This window comes from Rhizobium sp. MHM7A (genome assembly GCF_005862215.1).
Classification (GTDB): domain Bacteria; phylum Pseudomonadota; class Alphaproteobacteria; order Rhizobiales; family Rhizobiaceae; genus Rhizobium; species Rhizobium bangladeshense.
In genome coordinates, this window is record NZ_VCHT01000060.1 from 1 (window position 1) to 2192 (window position 2192).

General features: G+C 56.6%; 2 protein-coding genes and 1 pseudogene. 2 read left to right on the top strand and 1 reads right to left on the bottom strand.

All coding sequences use genetic code 11. From position 1 onward, the window contains the following. Positions 1-921: 921 nt before the first annotated feature. Complete coding sequence (locus FFR93_RS42035) at positions 922-1197, bottom strand: hypothetical protein (RefSeq protein ID WP_281407925.1); 276 nt, start codon at positions 1195-1197, stop codon at positions 922-924. 202 nt (positions 1198-1399) lie between these two features. On the opposite strand from FFR93_RS42035, the gene FFR93_RS42040 reads away from it, so the two are divergent. Further along, positions 1400-1807 (top strand): omptin family outer membrane protease, encoded by a 408-nt coding sequence (locus tag FFR93_RS42040; RefSeq protein ID WP_281407926.1) that lies wholly within the window; start codon positions 1400-1402, stop codon positions 1805-1807. Positions 1808-1841: 34 nt separating this feature from the next. After that, positions 1842-2135, top strand: a pseudogene (locus FFR93_RS40330) (alpha/beta hydrolase fold domain-containing protein); the annotation flags it as partial. Positions 2136-2192: the final 57 nt, after the last annotated feature.

Here is a 2192-nt window from a genome sequence, read left to right on the forward strand (position 1 = left end):
CCGTGACCGGCGCAACTGCCTGACGTCACAAACAAGCGCCTTGTTCAGGCGTCCATGAAACAACGTGACATCGCCCAAAGTTGACCTTTCGCTGAGATCTTTGCCGATCCGATGCATAGGCGCTGAGCTACCGTCGTGACAATCGTGACAGCTTTCAGGCTGCTGTCAGCTATTAGTGGCAAAAGTGATCTTTATTGAAATAGCACTGGAAGAGGCCACAACCAGAAGACTATCAACATCGTCTGATGTGTCGATCGCCAAAGGGCAGCTCCGTCGCATCGCAAGCACCAATAAACGAGACTGGAAAATGCTAGGCTTCGGCTGCCGGCTGCGGTGCCACGCCTCAGCGATCTCGATCATGATGCCAAGCAGATCTCCCCCGATCTCGTTGTACGTTGGTCCGGGTGTTCGAATTTGTCCATGTCAATTACGCACGGGAAGCCTGCTATTTGAAACGGAACCAGTAGCAGCTATAGTGGTGCGTCATTAGTGTCGTCGCCACTCGGGAGATGCCTGCATGACAACGAAGCGCTCGCTCCTGATCAGTGGTGCGACACCGTTGAGCGCTTGGGTAAGGTTTGGAACCCTCCAGCAGTTTCCACGCCAGTTGACAGATCGTAAGGCATATCGCGCCGCGCTCCGCCCAGTCGCGCAAATTGATCACTCTCTAGCAAAGGACAACGAATGTTCTGCGATTATTCCCTGAAGGGGTCGACGCAGCCAGCCTCGCAACGGCACGGCGACACCGGTCCATCAACACCAGTGGCTTGCGCAGCGGACAACTCTGACGCAACAAAAAGGCGATATGAGGCGAAAAAGCTCAGGCCCAAGACGGAGGCGCTAGACGAAACACGCGGTCAGTTGATGAAGCGCGTCATTACCGGATCCGCAGTCACTTCCTGTTTACTGGTGGCCACCCCATCATTGGCCGCCGCAGACAACGCTCTGTTTTCCTCCGACGACGGCAATTTCGTCGTTTTCGGCGGACTCGGCCTCGCCAACATCAAGGCCCAGGAATTTGCCTATGAGGGCGACCACAAGAACAGCCAGCTGAACTGGGAAAGCAAGGGGATGACCCTTTTCACTGTTGGTGTGAACGCCCAGATTGACAACGACTGGAGCTTGAAGGGCAGCGTCGAAATCGGCACCGGCGGCAACGGTCACATGGTTGACTACGACTGGGACAGTGGCGAGCATGATGACTGGAGCGACCGCTCAATCTATCCCCTTACCGAACTCGATCACTATGTCGCCGGAGCGATCCAGTTGAACCGGATCATCTACGGAAACGAGACCAGCAGTATCGCGGTCGGCGCCGGTGTCCAGTATACCGACGTCAAGTGGACCGCCTATGGCGGGTCCGGCATCTATACGGAGGAAAAGTTCCGGGATACACCATGTGTCATGGCCAGACTGGGAAAGAGGCATCAGCTATCAGCAACAGATTCCGATTGGCTTCGTCAGCCTGAGCGGCGAATACAACTTTGGCGATCTTACCATCAGCGGCGGCCTTCAGACCGGCTTGAGCTTCGGCATCAAGGACATCGACGACCATTGGAGGGATCTCCGGTTTCATGATGACATTGACCCTGCGCCGACAATCGGCGCAACTGTTGCCCTTGACTACGCGATGACGCCAGCTGCTTCGCTCTATCTGTCCGGTTCGTTCGAGCAGGTGTTTAACAGCCGCGGGGAAACGCAAGAAGAGGACACCGAGGAGGGCACACGCTCCGCCTGGCAAAAGGCCGCGGCCGGGGCAAACTTTCAGTCGATGTCAATCTCGTTCGGGCTAAAAGCCACGTTTTAAGTGGTAGCATCAGAAGACCTTCGCCGCGTCCGTCACCGATGCGCCGCTGCTGACACCGCAGCTCATGGAACTTTTCAACATGGCCTATGTCGGCACCGGCGACCGCAAGTCGGAGACGGTGACTCCCTTCTACAGCGATTTTACCGGCTTGCCGCCGACGCTCGTACAAATCGGGTCCTGGGAGATCCTGCGCGAAGACTCGGTGACCGTCGTCGAAAGGCTCAAGGCCGCAGGCGTGTCCGCCGAACTCAATATCTTCGAGGGGATGGTGCATTCTTGGCAGCTCTTCGCGCCGATGCTCGACGAGGGGCGATGTCACGTTGTTTGATCAACGGCCGAAAAGTCGCTTGTCGGTAAACTCAGGCAATTGCAGCGGTCACGGCTT